Annotated in this window: 11 protein-coding genes; 8 read left to right on the plus strand and 3 right to left on the minus strand. The window is 58.7% G+C overall.

The annotated features are described in order from the left end of the window. Positions 1-217 precede the first annotated feature (217 nt). From imuA to FFS45_RS36210, 3 genes are read right to left on the minus strand one after another with little or no spacing between them, the layout of a single operon-like run. Entirely contained in the window at positions 218-961 is a 744-nt protein-coding gene (gene imuA, locus FFS45_RS36200; protein WP_171029850.1) for a translesion DNA synthesis-associated protein ImuA, read from the minus strand. Further along, complete coding sequence (locus FFS45_RS36205; RefSeq protein ID WP_137959437.1) at positions 879-3857, minus strand: Tn3 family transposase; 2979 nt, start codon at positions 3855-3857, stop codon at positions 879-881. Before FFS45_RS36205 ends, imuA begins: the two co-directional genes overlap by 83 nt. Next, positions 3854-5533: a phage integrase family protein gene (locus tag FFS45_RS36210; protein WP_137959438.1), complete on the minus strand. Its 1680-nt coding sequence runs from the start codon at positions 5531-5533 to the stop codon at positions 3854-3856. The genes FFS45_RS36205 and FFS45_RS36210 overlap by 4 nt, the downstream gene beginning before the upstream one ends. A 681-nt stretch (positions 5534-6214) precedes the next feature. Between FFS45_RS36210 and FFS45_RS36215 the strand changes: the two genes are divergently transcribed. The 8 genes from FFS45_RS36215 (at position 6215) to FFS45_RS36250 (ending at position 14331) form a co-directional block, all read left to right on the plus strand. Beyond that, positions 6215-7567: an MFS transporter gene (locus FFS45_RS36215; protein WP_249363070.1), complete on the plus strand. Its 1353-nt coding sequence runs from the start codon at positions 6215-6217 to the stop codon at positions 7565-7567. Positions 7568-7603: 36 nt separating this feature from the next. Continuing rightward, a complete protein-coding gene (locus FFS45_RS36220) occupies positions 7604-8014 on the plus strand; it encodes a carboxymuconolactone decarboxylase family protein (protein ID WP_137959439.1) in 411 nt (136 codons plus the stop codon). A 135-nt stretch (positions 8015-8149) separates the two neighbouring features. Continuing rightward, a complete protein-coding gene (locus FFS45_RS36225; protein ID WP_137959440.1) occupies positions 8150-9043 on the plus strand; it encodes an NAD(P)-dependent oxidoreductase in 894 nt (297 codons plus the stop codon). A 32-nt stretch (positions 9044-9075) separates the two neighbouring features. Further along, positions 9076-10515 carry an aldehyde dehydrogenase family protein gene (locus FFS45_RS36230; RefSeq protein WP_137959441.1) on the plus strand — a complete coding sequence of 480 codons (1440 nt, stop codon included), beginning with the start codon at positions 9076-9078 and terminating at the stop codon, positions 10513-10515. Positions 10516-10629: 114 nt separating this feature from the next. Further along, a complete protein-coding gene (locus tag FFS45_RS36235; protein ID WP_137959449.1) occupies positions 10630-11610 on the plus strand; it encodes a D-2-hydroxyacid dehydrogenase family protein in 981 nt (326 codons plus the stop codon). A 74-nt stretch (positions 11611-11684) separates the two neighbouring features. Then, complete coding sequence (locus FFS45_RS36240; RefSeq protein WP_137959442.1) at positions 11685-12077, plus strand: carboxymuconolactone decarboxylase family protein; 393 nt, start codon at positions 11685-11687, stop codon at positions 12075-12077. Between the two features lie 148 nt (positions 12078-12225). Then, positions 12226-13557 carry an MFS transporter gene (locus FFS45_RS36245; protein ID WP_137959443.1) on the plus strand — a complete coding sequence of 444 codons (1332 nt, stop codon included), beginning with the start codon at positions 12226-12228 and terminating at the stop codon, positions 13555-13557. Positions 13558-13650: 93 nt separating this feature from the next. Beyond that, the gene (locus FFS45_RS36250) at positions 13651-14331 is read left to right on the plus strand and encodes a GntR family transcriptional regulator (protein ID WP_137959444.1); all 681 of its coding nucleotides are present in this window, start codon (positions 13651-13653) and stop codon (positions 14329-14331) included. Positions 14332-14546 lie beyond the last annotated feature (215 nt).

Below are 14546 nucleotides of genomic sequence, written 5' to 3' on the forward strand. Positions count from 1 at the left end.
GGTAAGCGTTTATGCGCTGCAGCGCATAAGGCAGAGCATAATAACGAACCTTGTTCGGCCCCCTCAAACGAAGTCAAAGGTGACGATCAGGCGCGGTTGCAACCGGGCGTAGCCGTGGAAAACGCGAGGCGAGGGGCCGCTCGCGTAGACGAGATCTCGCGTCGGGACTTGGAGGGCAGGGCTGAACGTGATGTCGGGCGCCGCGCGCATTCAATCGCTACTCCAGAATCTTTTCGCGTTCGGTAAAAAGCCGACCCGCGTCCTGAAAAGAGGTTTCCCGAACCGAACGAGGTACGCGGCCGCGCGGACTAATGAGTACTGGTGTCGGTCGCAGTTCGATAAACATGCTGTCATCTAGGGACGGACCCTTACGCTTCAGAATTTGAACACTGGCTCCGTTCTCCGTTGCCCGCACTGCAATTCGGAGCTCTGCCGGTGACGCGTCCTGAGCAGCCGCCAGTGGGCGCATCAGGCAAAACAGCGTGTTGCCAGCCTTCGCTGCCAGATGCAGACGTCGCAACGAGGAAACCTGAATGTGCTGCTGCCAGAGAATCAATGCAGAGCAGGTTCCATTACGAAGGATCTGTTCTGCAGACCACAATGCGTCGGATGTTCGGGGCGCACGCACAACCAGCAGGCGATCGACGGCGATCCCGATATGCGACCAGCCAGCCGCAGCAGGTTCGTGGGGAGGTGCGATCAAGGCTACCGGCATCCGACCGTTCGCGAGCGCGGGTGCTAGCAGTCTGATTTCGCCGGAACCAGGGTGCGAAATCATAATTTCGACCAACGCCCCCAGCGGCCAACCGCCGCCCGGAAGCTCCGCCGACAGGTTTGAGGGTTGGCCGGGATTCGTTAAAAATCCGCCACATCTCGACCTAAGCGACTGATTTAAATTGGAAATCGATGGTCGGATCGAGCGGCAGGATGGGACGCAGCAGGTCCAGCAGATAATCGCCAAGCCGGTTGATGTGTTCGCGCCGATAGGGCGACAGCCTTGTGAGCACCTCGGCGTCGATGGGATGTCCCTTCTCCTGCAACTCCTTCAGCTTGCGTGACATCCATTGCACGTTGTACAGGATCACCATGTTCGCCACGAGGTGGTTGTACTTGATGATCTTGCGCTGCTCGTGCCGCACGTTCTCGGCGATCACGCCTTCGCCGCCGAACATCAGCCACTGGGCGAAGTCGTTGAACTGCTCGCTCTTGTTCGTCTGCGCGTGGATCGTGCGGCGCAGTTCCGGATCGTTCAGATACTTGAGCAGGAACAGCGTCCGGATCACACGCCCGAGCTCACGAAACGCAAAATACAGCTTGTTCTTCGTGCTTTCGGACCCGAGGCGGCGCAGGATCGTTGACGGCGTCATCCGGCCCGCCTTGATCGACACGGCAACGCGCATCATGTCCGCGTAATGCCGCTCGATCAGACTCCAGTCGATCGTTTGCCGGCAGAGGCTGTCGATGTGTTCGTATTTGCGGCGCCTGTCGGCCTTGTACAGCACCAGGTCCTTGATGTTGCGCATGCGCGGCATCAATCCGATGCCCATCACGTACGACAGTCCGAACACGGGGCCGCTTTGCGCCTGCGTATCGCCGTGGATCGTATCTGGCTTGATGTCGGCACCGTTCTCAATCAGGCCGTCGAGGATGTAGACCGCTTCGTGCACGCCGCACGGAATGAAGTGGCTGAACAGCGCGATGTACATGTCCGACACGTGATAGTAGCCGATCCCACCGTAGCCGCCATACCGGAAGTGATACTCCGACAGCAGATTCTGCTCGTACAGGCTCCACTTCGTGCCGTCAGCCGATGCATGCTTGCCGCTGCCCCAGTATTTCGGCAACGCGAACTGGTTAAACGCGTTAACCACCTTCACGATTGCCCTGTCGAGGCGTTCTTCGGTCACGTGCTTCAGGTTCAGCCACGCGACCTGCTTGCGGCTGAGCCCCTTCACCGAGCGCGCGGTCTGGCTCGGTCCGAGATTGCAGCCGTAGCAGAACAGTGTGCTGATGAAGCGCTTGCGCGGATCATCGACCTTCGCGTCGAAGCCGGACAGAGGTCCGAACAGTTTATGGAGATCGAGCCACTGCTCGGTCTCGGTGAGCAGATCCAGGATACTGACTTCGTGCATCGATGCCTTGATGGCCTGATCGATCAGCGTGAGACTGGGCAGTTCGGGTTCCTTGCCCGGTTTATGGATGATCAGCCCGTCGTTACCGATCTCGATGCTGTCGTTCTCAGGGAAGCCAGCATCGGTCTCGTCCAGCGCCGTGCCCAGTTGCTCGCGCAACTGCTTCACGAAAGTCTTCGCGTCCGTGGGCAGGCCAACCGTTTCGCAATAGCGAGGCAGTTCGCGCCGCAATTCTTCGTCCGAAACCTCGTGGATCCGATAGTCGTCGTATTGATCGCTGCCTTCGACATAGAGATCGCCCGAATTGAGTTCGCGCATGATCTGGTGGAACACGCACAGTTCGAAGAAGCGCCGATGCAGCATGCGGCTGTCGCGCCCGTGCGGGAACACGGCGCGCCCCCATTTCTCAGGCATCCAGTCGAGCGGCAGATTCGCGAGATCGTTGTCCGTGAGCAGCAGATATTCACGATGCGCGGAGCGGAACCCCTGCAGCCATGCGAGCGCGATCAGCACGGACCGGTCCTGGGAGCTTGAGCACAACGGCAACGCGTCCAGGCACAGGAACAACAAAGAGCGCTGTGTCCTGTATGGCACAAGCATGAACGGCAGATCGAAATTCCCGGCGTAGGCAATGTGATCGTTGCACTGTACGAGCGTGGCGGCCGGGTCGCCGAGCGCCGCACGAATCTTCGGCAACCGCTGACGCTCCGACACTTCATCGTCCTGGAGAATCTGCAGTACGTCGCGGAACTGTCCGACCAGGCCGTCGACGGCCTCCGCATGATCGAGCCGGTACTTCTGCATCTTCGTCTTCGCATAGGCCTCGTACCTGCGCATGATCTTGATGAAGATTTCTGCGACGTCGTCGAGTGCCTTCTGAAGCTGTGCCTGGATGAACAGTACGGCGAGCGCGTAGCGCTTGTTGATCTTGAGCGACCTGAGTTCCGCGACATCAAGCGCACGTGCCTCGATGACAAGCTGCTCACGCTTGCTGACCGATAACCTTTCGGGCAATCCCGGTAGTCCGTCGGCGAACGCCCGGATGCCATCAATGTGCTTCAGGAAGCTGGCGACCGCACGTGTGGTCGGCTTCTTCGGCTCCCGCTTCAGGTCCTCCCAGCCGGATTTGCCGCTCGTGACGATCAGCAGCGCGTCGAGTCGGCCTCTCAGCGTGTCGTCGAGGCCGCTGATGATGTCCCGGTAGATCGCCTCGTTGACTGCGTTGCGCCCCTGCGCGGCTATCCGCTGCAGCGTCGCGAGCGGCGGTAACTCGTAGCGACGCCGGACCAGTTCCTCGAGCAGGACATTAACGATGTCGGGCAGTTCGGCCTTTGTCCGTGCCTCTTCGCGGGCAAGTTCGGCGAGCCACGTCATGTCGTCGTTGTCGAACGGGTGAATGCCGAGGTGGATGCGCAGCAGTTTCTGATGGCGGATCCGGGTGCCGGACTGATCGTAGCGCGTGATGGCTGCCCGTTGCAGTGGGCGGGCGCGCAGCGCCAGTCGAACATGGTCGACGATCACGAGCGGCACGTCTGCCAGCATCGGGAAATAGCCCAGGCGTTGCAGCAGCTTCATCTGCGTCATGAACAGAACCGCCGTCGACTCCTGACGGACCTGTCGGCGCACGTAGCGGATCTCGGCGGGTGTCGGCGTGAACGCGGCCAGTTCTGTCTCGCCCGGCGCAGCGGGCAGAACTGGATAGACGGGATCATGGGCGATTGTCACACGGAAGTCCGCCGTGCAAAGATGCCTTCGATCTGCCGCATGCGCTGCACTTCGTCGTCATCCAGGTAGACTGAGGTCGTCGAAATCGACGCGTGACGCAGGTTGTCTCTTACGCTCGTCAGCGTGGCGCCGCCAGCGAGGGCATGTGTCGCGTGCGTATGGCGCATCCAGTGTGGTGTCGCTCGCCGCAGCTTGCCGGCAAGCTGCGGGTGATCCGCCTCGATGCTGTCGGCCGCAGCATGGAAGAAGCGGCGCAGGATATCTCTCAACCGCGGCGTGGTGATCCCGCCGGGCGTATCGAGATGGCCGAGCAGTGGCGTATCCGGCGACCATCGCGCCGGGCTTACGGGCAGGCCGCGCTGCGCCAGGTGCTGGTCCAGCGCGAAGCGGGCAAGCGGCGGCAGTACGACCTTGCCGACCTTCGCGCCCTTGCCGGTCAGATGCAGCCACCGTTCGCCGCGCGCGCCGTGTTCGATGCCACCGAGCGTGACGCCGACCAGCTCGGCCGCCCGCAGGCCGGTTCCATAACCGAAGTCGAGCACGAAGCGCAGGCGTTGCGCGGCGGGGACCGTCCAGCCGTACGACCACTCCAGCCCATCGGCAATGGTCCGGACCAGTTCCCACTCGCCGGCCGTAAAGGCACGGGCGACATCCAGTTCTCCGTTGCGCTGCGCGCCACGTACCTTGAGGCCCGCGAATGGATTCGCCAGCACGTATCGTTGTTCGATCAGCCAACGGAACATCGCGCCGAGCACCGACAGTGCATAGGCGATGGAGTCCGGCGACAGCGCGCCCGTGAACGGCCGCCATTCGGGCGATGATCGTGGGCGTGCGGGTGCGACCCAGCGGGTGCGCGGTGCCGGGTGACGCAAAAATGCGCGGTATGCCGTCGCATCCTCGCTCGTCAACGACGACAGCGCGCGGCCACGCTCGACGATCGCCCAGAGCAGCAGGCGCTCGGCTTCCCTGCGATAGGCACGCTGCGTCTCGACGGCCTCGCGCCGTTCGAGCCATGCGCTGATGGCCTGCCAGTCGTTATCGGCATCGAGTGCGCACATCGTCTTCGGCGCGCGAAAGGTGCCGCGCGAGCCGTCGACATCATGCGGCACACGGATATTCTCCCACGGCACCACGGGTTCCCGCATCGCCGTCACGACCAGTGCGCGAGCCCGTTCGGTCAACTGCGGGTGGGCGGCAAAGAAGGCTTCAACGTGACGTGCGCTGCGCATGCCGAGTCCGGGAATCGCGCGCCACCAGCGCCGGCGACGGGGAATCCGGACGGTCAGATCGGTCAGTGTCCGGATGCCGTGCCGGTGCAGCACTGAAACGACGCGCGGTGACAGCCATGCGTCGATCAGATCACTCACCTGTGGTTGCGGGAACGCAAGTGTCGGCAGGATATCCAGCGCCCGGGTCACGGCCCTGCGGTGACGGGCCCGTTCGCTGGCGGTGCACTGGAACAGCGGGACGAGATCGGTGCGGTGACGGCTGAGCGCAAAACCAGCGAGTTGCCGGCGAATGCGTCCGATCACGCCGCGCGCAGACCTGCCACCGTCGAGTGCGTGCGGGCAATAACGTTCGACCGCCTCGCGCGAGCCGACACCTGCGTACCACGCACGTAGCGCGGACAGGGACGCGGTGTCAGGAAAAGATGGTGGCGACGGAACGTTCGGCATCCGGAGATTATAGGCAACGTGATGGCAATGGAGCTGCAGGTCAGGGGTGGCGCGTTTCCCGAAATGGGAGTTTTGCCAAAAAATGTAGCCCTATCGATAACATGGGTTAGCGATAGGGACGCACCTTGCTGGTATGTCGGCAAACGAACGCGGCGGCATCTGATGGGCGTCGGCCTACGCCGGAGTCGCTTGTCGACCCTTGTAGCCGATCATCGAGCTGGGAGCAGCCGGACTCGCCTATGGATTGGTCTCGGCTTTTCTAGACGCGAGCAGCAGTTGAGCTTGAAGAAAGTCAGCAATCAAGTCCAATCCGGTGTTCTTATCGGTCGCTATCTGCCACTTGCTCAACATGGGCCGGCTCACCCCACACAAGCTGTTCTTCCAATCGCATACCTGGTCAACCCGAGACTGAGACAGTCTTCCCGGGGGGGGCGGTGGTATGCGGCGGTCCCCGAAGTCGACTCGACGCTCTCAGATCTTGCTCCGTTGAATATTACAAATTTTATGATTGACCGATTGTATGACATGAATATAATTTGATCAGCGAATCTGGTGAGGGTGAGGTGGAGGACGTTGGTCGGGAGCAGGCACATTGAACTTTCGTTCCGGTAAGCATCCTCGAAGCTCAAACGGGTAAGGCTGAGATAGCGAGCGCGAGATAAATCAAGGTGGAGACAGGCAATGGCGCTAGACGAGACGATGGTCACTGCAAGGAAAGGGTGGTCCGACGGACTGACGAAGATGCATTGGAAGATCCTTCTGGGAAGCTTCCTTGGTTGGATCTTCGATGGATATGAAGCGCTGACGCTCATCGTCGTTATGGTGCCTTTGCTACATACGGTTCTTACTCCAGCGCAGTCGGTTACGCCGACGTTTTACGCAGGACTGTTGCTTGGTATGACTTTGCTGGGATGGGGCATCGGTGGGTTGGTAGGCGGCGTGCTGGCGGACTATCTTGGGCGAAAGAAGGTGATGATGTGGTCGGTGTTCTTATACGCAGTTTTCTCGGGCGTTACTGCGGCGGCCGACGACTTCTGGACACTTTGTGCATTACGCTTTCTGATCGGTTTGGCCATGGGTAGCGAGTGGAGCACAGGCATCGCGCTAGTATCGGAAACATGGCCGGAGAGGGCGCGAGCGAAAGGAGCAGGCTTTCTGCAATCGGGTTACGGTTGGGGTACGTTCCTCGCGGCGAGCATCTGGTATGGCCTCTCATCGTTGAATCCACTAGGGTCAGATACATGGCGGTTGATGTTTATGATTGGTGCCGTGCCGGCAATTTTCGTTCTATATCTTCGCCTTAGTGTTAAGGAATCCGAAAAATGGATGGAGGCGGTGAAGAATAGACAATGGATCGACAGTAATGACACGCGCACGCCATCTGCCGAACATCGAGACGGGAAAAGGCCGTTTCCGCTCGCATATCTTTTCCGCAAACCTGAGTCGCGACGTAGAACGCTGCTTGCATTGGTTCTTTCAGTCGTCACGTCAGTCGGATGGTGGGCTATTTCGACATGGTTGCCGGTTCACGCAGTAGCAATCGCCAAGGCTCAAGGTGTTGCAGATGCGACAGCCTGGGGGCCAAGAGTTTCGATCGCTTATACCGTCGGCGCGATCGTCGCATATACCGTCGCTGGTTTTATCGTCGATGCGATCGGCCGTCGTGCGTTTATTTCTCTGTCCTTCGTCGGGTGCTTCGTCATGACGATCGTGACCTATGGGTGGGTCGAGTCTGTAGGAACGATGCTTTATGTGGCGCCAGTCAACGGATTCTTTACGCTCGGGTGCGCGTACGTATGGATGGCAATTTATCCGGCTGAGCTGTTTCCCTCCTCGGTTCGTGCAAGTGCAATCAGTCTCATCTTCAACGGTGCTCGGTTGTTGGCATGGGTCTTTCCGATTATTGCAGGGGAGATGATCCGCTCCTTTGGCGGTGCGTCCGAAGCGGCATTGACAATCGGCTGTATCTACTTGGTGGGCATACTGGTTCCGTGGCTCATGCCGGAGACAAGCAATCAGGCCCTGCCCGATTAGGTGTTGTTCGCAGAACATTGTTCAAGGAGAAGCGGAATGCCGTTACCCCCGGAGTTCGATACCCCTGAGTTCAGGAAGGGACTGGCCGTGCGCCGCGAAGTGCTTGGCTCGGAGTACGTCGACAAGTCGGTCAATGAAGTCGATGATTTCATGAAACCGATGCAGAAAATGACGACGGAGTGGTGCTGGGGTGCGATCTGGACCCGGCCGTTGCTGGACCGCAAGACCCGCAGTCTGATCAATCTGGGGATGCTGAGCGCTCTCAACCGTCCGAATGAGGTCAGATTGCACGTCCGCGGCGCACTGAACAACGGAGCGACGCCGGAAGAGATTCAGGAAGTGCTGTTGCAAGCCTGTATCTATTGCGGCGTGCCGGCGGCGCTCGATAGTTTCAAGATCGCCGCCGACGTGATCAACGAAACGAAGGGCAATGCGCTATCCGAATGAGAGGTGGAATCATCAGTCGGCCAGAACCGACTGTGTCCTCGCGACGATACGCGTTTAGCTTCGGTGCGGTGGCGTTCCAATTGTTCACGACACGTCGGCTGATTGCAGGCAGGCGGATAAGTACGGAGTCGCGGTATGGATAGGGCAATCGGGTTTGTTGGGCTAGGCGCGATGGGTTGGCCGATGGCCAGCCATCTGGTCAAGGGTGGGTATGAAGTATTTGCATTCGACGCAATGCCTGAGACCCTGGAGAAATTCACCGCCGAGGTAGGCGGGCACGCATGCGCATCCTTGCGCGATGTTGGCACGGCGGCACAAATCGTCATCACTATGGTGCCGACAAGCAAGGTCGTCAGGGCAATAGTGTTGGGAGAGAACGGTATCGCGAGCGCGCTGCGTCCTGGTGCCGTCGCGATTGATATGAGCTCAGGCGTGCCGGGAGAAACGGTGGAGTTGGCCGCCGAGTTGGAGGCACGAGGCATTGAGCTGGTAGACGCGCCCGTATCCGGCGGAACTCGCCGCGCCATTACAGCGGATCTGACGATTATCGCGGGCGGCGGGGCAAAAACGATTGAATCGATCACGCCGATTCTGCGCACGCTGGGGAGATCAGTCACGAGGATGGGATCGATCGGTGCGGGGCAGGTGATGAAGGCACTCAACAATCTCGCGCAAGCCGGCAGTTTTCTCATTGCACTCGAAGCATTGCTGATCGCGAAGAAGTTCGGTTTGGATCCAGATCAGGTCGTCGATGTCCTGAATTCCTCATCTGGAATGAACTACAACACGCAAACTAAATTCAAGCAGTTTCTATTGTCAGGAACATTCGCTGCGGGGTTTTCTCTTGATCTGTTGGTAAAGGACATCGGTATCGCACTGCAATTGGCCGATCAACTCGACGCAATCGTTCCGATCTCATCGGCATGCCAGACAGCATGGTCGGAGGCGCTTGATAACCTCGGCGCGGGCCACGACCACACTGAAATTGCGAAAGTAGCAGCGCGTGCGGTCGGCGTGACCTTTCCGTGAGCGTCGCGCACCAACATATCCATGAGGAAATAATGACCGTCCCGCACTACGGATTGATGATTGCCGACGGGAGCTCGCGGGGCCCTTCCAAGGAAGTGCGCTCTCCGTTTGACGGTACGCTCCTCGCAACGGTTCAAACCGCAGATTCCGCCGCGGTCGACCAGATGCTCGAAACAGCTTATCGGCTGCTCCGCAATCGAGCGGTCTGGCTTCCCCTCACGCAGCGCTTGGAATTCCCCCGTCGGGCGGCGACGCTTATGAGCGATCGTGCCGTCGAGCTTGCCATGCTGGTGGCTCGCGAAGGTGGCAAACCGCTGATGGACGCACGCGTCGAAGTTGCGCGAGCTATCGATGGAGTACTGAATTGTGCGGAGTTGCTGCGCGGCGCACGTGGTCATGTGATTCCGATGTGCCTGACAGCTGCCACTCAAGGGCGAGTGGCTTTCACGCAATCGGAACCAATTGGCGTGGTGGTTGCTGTCAGCGCGTTCAATCATCCACTTAACTTGATCGTGCACCAGATCGGCCCAGCCGTAGCCGCGGGATGTCCGTTCATCGTAAAACCTGCGACCAACACACCACTCTCGTGTTTGACGTTCATGGAAATCCTTCGAGAGGCAGGCCTGCCTGATGAATGGGGTCAACCGGTCATCACGGCCACGCAAGAGATCGCGATGCGTCTCGTCTCGGACTGGCGTGTCGGATTCTTCAGTTTTATTGGAAGCGGGGAGATTGGCTGGAACCTGAGATCGAAGCTTGCACCAGGCGCGCGTTGTGCATTGGAGCACGGAGGCGTCGCACCAGTCATTGTCGCGGCGGATGCCGATCTCGATGCGGCCATTCCCAAGCTTGCGAAAGGCGGCTTTTATCACGCGGGGCAGGTCTGCGTCTCCGTTCAACGTGTATTTTCGCATTCGTCAATTTGCCGGGACGTGGCGGTCAGGCTAGGTGAGTTCGCGAATTCTCTGTTGGTGGGTGACCCTACGCTTGCCGAGACGGACGTCGGACCGCTGATCCGGTCGAGCGAAGTTGAGCGCGGGGATGAGTGGGTGCAGGAGGCCGTCGCCGGTCATGCTGAACTTATTGCTGGCGGGCGCCGCTTGGCAATCCCGTCGTGTTATGCGCCTACGGTTTTATTGAATCCACCCGAGGACTGTCGGATCAGTACCCAGGAAGTATTCGGCCCGGTGATTGCGGTCTATGCATACGATCGGCTGGAAGACGCTATCGAGCGATCCAATGCCTTGCCTGTGGCCTTTCAGGCCGCGATATTTACTCGCGACTACGGAACGGCGATGCAGGCCTACTCTGGCCTCGATGCCTCCGCGGTCATGATCAACGATCACACTGCATTTCGAGCGGACTGGATGCCGTTTGCAGGGCTTCGCGCGTCGGGCCTTGGCGTAGGAGGAATACCGTATACGTTCCGTGACATGCAAGTGGAGAAAATGTTCGTTGGGCCGACGACCTAGGGTGCTAGTGCGAATGCGAGGTGAACGCCTTGATGAATGAGTAGTTTACGGCGGAAAGATGTGATTGAAATGGGAGTATTAACCATGAATGAAACTAAAGCTGCGGTAACGACTTTGAGAATTGCTATTCCCGACGACTACCAGAACGCGGTGCGGAGTTTGGACGTATTCGAGAAGCTCCGTGAGCATGTCGTGGACATCTATCAAGACGTCGTTACGGATGTCGAGGAACTGGCAGCGCGTCTTGTCGATGCAAACGTGTTAGTTCCGATCCGGGAACGCACCGTTATAGACGATGCGCTTTTGAGCCGTCTGCCTAACCTACGTCTGATCAGCCAGACGGGTAAGGGGGTAGCGCACATTGACGTAGCAGCCTGCACCCGACGCGGTGTGGCAGTGGCCGCGAGTGGAGGTAATGCCTACGCACCCGCGGAGTTGACGTGGGCTCTGGTACTCGCGGCTGTTCGGAAGGTGCCGCAGGAGGTCGCGAACGCGAAGGCTGGCAACTGGCAGCGCGAGTCTATCGGTACCTGCTTGCGCGGCCGTACCTTGGGCATCTTCGGCTACGGAAGTATCGGCAAGATCGTCGCGGGCTATGGGAAAGCGTTTGGCATGCGGGTGATCGTGTGGGGTCGAATCGGGTCGATTGAACGCGCACGGCAAGATGGCTTCGAGGCGGCTGCGAGCCGGGCCGATTTCTTCAGTCAAAGCGACGTGCTGAGCGTGCATCTTCGTCTCAACGAAGAGACGCGTGGGTCGATCACGGCGGCTGACCTGGCGCAAATGAAGAAGACTGCCGTGTTCGTCAATACCAGCCGTGCCGATCTTGTCTCAAGCGGCGCTCTGGTGGCTGCACTTGAACGGGGTAAGCCTGGCTTCGCAGCAGTGGATGCGTACGAAGTCGAGCCCGCGACCGATCATCCGTTGTTCCGGATGAGAAACGTGGTCGCGACACCCCATCTTGGCTACGTCGAGAAGGATACCTACGAAATATTATTCGGTGGCGCATTTGACAATGTTCTGGCCTTCGAAACGGGTGCCCCCACCAATCTTATTAATCCGGAAGTACTGATGCGTAGCACGGGCGAAGAGTGATACGTACGAGCACGGATTTTCCGGTTTCGATGTAAGTAGATCGACGTTGGCCATTTAGGAGCAGGGAGAAATCGATGAACGGAAACAGTCGTTTTGATCTCGGATTCGAGAACCGGAAAGCGGTACTCGGTGCAAGTCACGTGGAGAGGTCGTGGGAAAGCGCGGACGAATTCAATCGTCCAATGCAGGAACTTGTCACGGAGTATTGTTGGGGGGAGATCTGGGGCGACACCACTTTGCCATTCAAGACTCGCAGTCTTCTCAATCTTGGCATGCTCACGGCGATGAGCCAGCATCACGAACTGTCGGTGCACGTCAGGGGTGCGCTTCGCAACGGCGTCACCAAGGAAGAGATCCGGTCGGTGCTCATGCACGCGGCAGTGTATTGCGGTGTACCACTGGCTCTCTCGGCGTTCCGTGTGGCAAGCGAAACTATCAAGGAATACGATGAAGACGCTGCCAAGTGATGATGGCGTGGTGGTTCCGTCCGATTCGATTGCACAACCGCCGCGAGCAGGTGCGCCGAACGATGCCACTGTGACCTGTGCAAAATGTCAAAGAGCGGTAGCTCGTCTGAATCCTGGACACGAAAGAGCATAGGAAATCGGGGGCATCATGGAAGTATCAACTCAGTGCGTGGCGACTGCTGCTACGTCCGAACAGCCTGACGACTCGACGAGAAGGCGTGCTATCAGAGGTGCGTTTTTCTCCGAATTCGTTGACATGTTCGACGTCTTTCTTCCAGTGGCTGTACTGTCACCCGTACTGTTCTTCTTTCAGCCGAGCAACTTGGTCGATTCTCCGTTGACTTCGTTGGTGTTTGTCACCACGTTGCTTGGGCGACCGCTGGGTGCCTTGATATTCGGCGTCATAGCGGATCGCGTTGGCCGTCGGAACGCCTCCATTTTATCAAGCGCAGGCTTCGCGACCGTCACCATGCTCATCGCATTGTTGCCCGGTTACGAAGTCATCGGCATGATGTCGTATTGGTTACTGGTGTTGTTGCGTTTTGTTGATGGAATTTTTCTTGGCGGGGGGTATACAGGGCCGATTCCGTTGGCTATCGAATCAGCGCCGAAGGATCGACGTGGCTTTGTAGGTGGTTTGATCATTGCGGGTTTCCCTGCGGCCTATCTGACCACTAATCTGCTCGCGGCGCTGATGTTCGCTCTGTTCCCACTAGATGGAGCATCTTCGCCTTACGCGCAGTGGGGCTGGCGTATTCCATTTATGATCGGTTCACTGCTTGCGGCTGCGTTGAGCGCTTACTATGTGTTCAAGGTCGAGGAGTCGGAGGTATGGCGTGCGGAAGCCATGGGAAAGGTCGACCGTCTGCCGTTGACGGATTTGATTCGAGGCAAAAGTGCACGAAGTCTGGCGCAAGTGTTCCTATTAATGACAGGGCTCTGGACCACTCAAAACATCATAACGTTGTTTCTTCCGGTCGGCTTGCTCACGAACATCCTTCATCTAAACTACGTTCAGTCGAGCGCGACGCTGGTGGTTACTTATACGCTGATGATCTTCAGCTATGTAGGCGCTGGTGTTCTGAGTCAGTCGATAGGGCGCAGGAACTTCTTCATCGTCGTCTCCCTGTTGATTGCCACGGCCGGATCTGGAATGCTCTTTGTTCTGGCCAACGTAGCGCGCCTTTCGTTGGTGTCCACGGTATCCCTAGTATGTGTACTCGCCATCTTGGTGACTTCACCGTGGGGGGGGCTTCTCACGTACATCAATGAACGTTTCGTGACCGATGTGAGAGCGACGGGGTTCGGAGTTAGCTTCAGCTTGTCGGTCATCATTCCGTCTTTCTACGCCTTCTATCTCACCGGACTCAGTGCCGTTACGCCGGGGCACGCCGCGCCGGCGATCTTGCTATGTGCTGGAGGCATAATTGCCGCAGTCGGTGCCATCATCGGACCGGAAACGAAGGACGTAGATTTTTGATCGGGTGCCAGCAGCTCCTTTGCTTCACTCCTTCTGCAACGCGAGCGACTGGGGTATCATCTTGGTGTGTATATTGTCTGACGGGATTACATTATGGCAGCCGAGATGGACCTGATTCGGCCGGAGACCTTGCGTCATCAAGTGGAGCAGGCGCTTCGGCAGGCCATTATGTCGGGGCGCTTGGCGCCCGGGGCACGCCTCATTGAACGAGAGTTGTGCGAGTCACTCAACGTGAGCCGGACTTCGATTAGGGAGGCGCTGCGCAAGCTTGAAGCGGAAAAGCTCGTACGCATTGTGCCGCACAAGGGGCCAATGGTGGCGCTTATGAATCGGCAGGAGGCGTCTGAGCTTTACGCGATCCGCGGGTTGCTCGAAGGTTTTGCAGCAGCAGGATTTACCCGGCATGCGGATGACGTTGCGTTAGCCAGATTTGGCGAGTGTGTCCAGGCGCTGAAAGCCGCCGGCTTTGCCGGCGATCAGGAGGGTGTCCTCAAGGCAAAGGGGGATCTCTATGACGTCCTGCTTGGCAACTGCGGTAACGCGCTGGCTAAGGAGATCTTGACGAGCCTCTATTCCAGAGTGAATCTGCTGCGAGCAACTTCCCTGATGCATCCCGATCGCTTGCCTAGTAGCTTGCGGGAGATCGACAAGCTATACAAGGCCCTCAAGGCGCGCAATGCAGAGGCTGCGGAGGCTGCGGCGAGGCTCCATGTTGCCAACGCCGAGAAGGCGGCCCTGCGTATGCTTGACGAAGATGTACAAAGCGCAGAGTAGCTGGCTTCCGAAAAGCCGTGCTGACGGTACAGATCCTTGATCGGAAGCCCCGTCTCGATCTCGCGCACGCTGGAGCCGGAAATCTCTAGCCGAAGGTGCTAGGTAGTCGGGCCTGCAAAATTCAGTTTGCCTGACGCACGACGCCGATCGGGCATTTTGTCGGCGCAGGAAGGTTAGGCCGCCGGAAGCGTCCGCTGCGCAAGCAGCGGATGCGA

The sequence above is a fragment of the Burkholderia sp. 4M9327F10 genome (assembly GCF_005503145.1).
In the GTDB taxonomy this organism is placed as follows: domain Bacteria; phylum Pseudomonadota; class Gammaproteobacteria; order Burkholderiales; family Burkholderiaceae; genus Paraburkholderia.

Coding starts and splice junctions, on each gene's coding strand:
- FFS45_RS36230 (WP_137959441.1), top strand. CDS start 9,076: ATGACCGTCCCGCACTACGGATTGATGATTGCCGACGGGAGCTCGCGG.
- FFS45_RS36215 (WP_249363070.1), top strand. CDS start 6,215: ATGGCGCTAGACGAGACGATGGTCACTGCAAGGAAAGGGTGGTCCGAC.
- FFS45_RS36210 (WP_137959438.1), bottom strand. CDS start 5,533: ATGCCGAACGTTCCGTCGCCACCATCTTTTCCTGACACCGCGTCCCTG.
- FFS45_RS36240 (WP_137959442.1), top strand. CDS start 11,685: ATGAACGGAAACAGTCGTTTTGATCTCGGATTCGAGAACCGGAAAGCG.
- FFS45_RS36245 (WP_137959443.1), top strand. CDS start 12,226: ATGGAAGTATCAACTCAGTGCGTGGCGACTGCTGCTACGTCCGAACAG.
- FFS45_RS36225 (WP_137959440.1), top strand. CDS start 8,150: ATGGATAGGGCAATCGGGTTTGTTGGGCTAGGCGCGATGGGTTGGCCG.
- FFS45_RS36250 (WP_137959444.1), top strand. CDS start 13,651: ATGGCAGCCGAGATGGACCTGATTCGGCCGGAGACCTTGCGTCATCAA.
- FFS45_RS36220 (WP_137959439.1), top strand. CDS start 7,604: ATGCCGTTACCCCCGGAGTTCGATACCCCTGAGTTCAGGAAGGGACTG.